General features: G+C 68.0%; 2 protein-coding genes. One reads left to right on the top strand and one right to left on the bottom strand.

Translation table 11 applies throughout. The features are described 5' to 3' along the window. Positions 1–91: 91 nt before the first annotated feature. Positions 92–1,360 (bottom strand): MFS transporter, encoded by a 1,269-nt coding sequence (locus RMT89_RS39990; protein ID WP_315888663.1) that lies wholly within the window; start codon positions 1,358–1,360, stop codon positions 92–94. A 139-nt stretch (positions 1,361–1,499) separates the two neighbouring features. Between RMT89_RS39990 and RMT89_RS39985 the strand changes: the two genes are divergently transcribed. Further along, entirely contained in the window at positions 1,500–2,051 is a 552-nt protein-coding gene (locus tag RMT89_RS39985) for a MarR family transcriptional regulator (protein ID WP_315888662.1), read from the top strand. The last annotated feature ends 413 nt before the right edge of the window (positions 2,052–2,464 follow it).

Raw genomic sequence — 2,464 nt, 5'->3', positions numbered from 1 at the left:
GGGCCGAAGCGGGGGTCTGGGGGCGGCAGCCCCCAGGGGACGGTGGGGTCCCCCCTCTGGGGGAGGGCAGGGGCGGCGGGGGTGAGGAAATTCAGGCGTGTGCCCGCGCCGGGGCCGTGCCACCCGTCGCCACCACCCGGCTCCTCGCCAGGGCCGGCTGGTCCTGCTCGGGCGTCAGACGGCGGCCCAGGCGCAGCGCCAGGACCGTGATGCCCAGCGAGAACAGCAAGAACGTCACGATGTACGGCGCATGCAGCGCGGCCCCCATCGGCCCACCCACCGCCGGCCCCACCGCCAGAGCCAACTGCTTCACCAGGGCGAACGCTGAGTTGTACTGCCCAGCCATACCCGTCGGCGCCAGATCCGCCACCAACGGCGCGACCGTAGGCGACAACATCGCCTCACCCAGCCCGAACAGCGCATACGTCGAGACGAAGGCCGCCGTAGCCATCTCCTGGCTGCCCTGCCCAAGCCCCGCGTACCCGGCCGCGACCCAGGCCACCGCCCAGATCAGCCCGACCCCCGCGATCACCCGAGACCGACGCCGCCGCTCCACGAACTTCAGCACGGCGAACTGCGCCACGACGATCATCGCCGTGTTCGCGGCCAGCGCCGTCCCGAGCGCCGACGTGGAGATCCCGGCGGCCGCCACGCCGTACGCGCTCAGCCCGGACTCGAACTGGCCGTAGCAGGCGAAGAACAGCACGAAGCCCAGCACACACAGCTGCACCATCGCCCGGTTCCCGAGCAACTGCTTCCAGCTGCCCTTCCCCGACCGCCCGGGCGCGTCCCCGATCCGCGGCGAGTGCGGCATCCGCACCGTCGCCATGACCACGACCAGCAGCAGGAACATCGCCGCCTCGATCGCGAAGAGCAGGGTGAAGGAGGAAACGCGAGACGTGTCGACCAGGTGACCACCGATGAGGCCACCGACACCGAGCCCGAGGTTCTGCAGGAAGAACTGCGTCGCGAAAGCCCGCGACCGGGTCTCCGCAGTTGACACGTCCACGATCATCGTCGCCAGCGCCGGCTGCATCACGGCCTGACCGGCACCGAGCGCGGCAGCCGACAGCAGCACAGCCGTGGCGTTCCCCGCGAGCCCGAGGCTCAGCGCACCAAGGGCGGCGGTGACCAGGGCGGCGAGCAGCACCGGAAGCGGGCCGCGCCGGACGATCGCCCGCCCGGCGAACGGCAGCACGACCAGCGCGGCCACGGCGAACACGGCGAGCACGAGCCCCGCCGTGACGGCACCAAGGCCCCGCACCTGCGCCACGTAGACGTACAGATACGGGACCGTGAAGCCGAGCCCGAACGCGCTGAGTGCGTTACCCACATGGATCCGGCGCATCGCTGCGCCCATCGCCCTGGTCACGTTCACCTCTCTCAAATAGTTAGGCCTGAAGTGGTTAGACCTGAAGACTTCAAAGCTAAAGTTCGAAGCTAAAGAGTACACATGGAAGGACTTCAACGCCAACTACTGCCGTGCGATACTGCGGCCCATGGGCGACAACTCCGGCATCAGCAGCGAGCCGACACTCGAAGAGCAGATCGCCGCCTACCAGCGCGAGTTCCGGGACCTCGACCCCCAGGTCGAGAAGATCGTCTCGGCGCTGTCCCGGCTGAACCGCCGTATGAACGTCGCCTACGGCCGCCAGACCGCCACCCTCGGCATCAGCAACACGGAGTGGGAGGTCCTCAAGGCCCTCGTCCTCTCGGGCGCCCCGTACCGGCTGGGTCCGAGTGAGCTCGCCAAGCGCCTCGGCCTGACGCCGGCCGCGATGACCCACCGGATCGACCGCATGGTCACCGAGGGCCTGGTCACCCGGGAGCGTGACGAGTCCAACCGGGTCCGGGTCATCGTTGAGCTCACGACAGAGGGTCGCGAGAAGTGGATGGAGGCCATGCGCCTCGCCTCCGGCTTCGAGGAGGACCTGCTCCAGGACCTCTCCGCTGAGGAGCGCACGGCCCTCGGCGAGGTCCTCACCCGCCTCCTGCGCAGGGTGGAACACGCCCAGCCGGACGCCGGCGGCCGGCTGACCGACCTGGATTAAAGATCTTGACAGGCGTCGCTTGACACCCCCCTCCCCGATCCGTAAAGTTCTTCGGGTTGCCGCCGAGCCGTAACGGTTCTGCGACAGCACCTCCGCCGCATGAGCGGCACCTCAAAACCACCAGCACGATCTCCCAGCCGGGATGAATTCGGCGTGCCCGAATTCAATTCGAATGGGACTCGGCAGCCCGATTAGGAACTGCCAGGGGAATCCGCTAAGGTTTGAGACGTCGGAACGGCCCAACGGCCGCGAGGACAAGCCCGGTTGACTGGGCGTCAGACTCCGAGAGGATCTGATAAAGTCAACACCGCCGGAAGGCCGAGAGGCCGGAAAGCACCGAGGAAATCGGATCGGAAAGATCTGATAGAGTCGGAAACGCAAGACCGAAGGGAAGCCCGGAGGAAAGCCCGTGA

The organism is Streptomyces sp. P17 (assembly GCF_032436805.1).
GTDB lineage: Bacteria > Actinomycetota > Actinomycetes > Streptomycetales > Streptomycetaceae > Streptomyces.
This window is presented reverse-complemented; position numbering and strand designations above follow the sequence as displayed.

Excerpts from the sequence above, each read along its gene's own strand:
- RMT89_RS39990 (WP_315888663.1), bottom strand. The coding sequence starts at position 1,360 with ATGGGCGCAGCGATGCGCCGGATCCATGTGGGTAACGCACTCAGCGCG.
- RMT89_RS39985 (WP_315888662.1), top strand. The coding sequence starts at position 1,500 with ATGGGCGACAACTCCGGCATCAGCAGCGAGCCGACACTCGAAGAGCAG.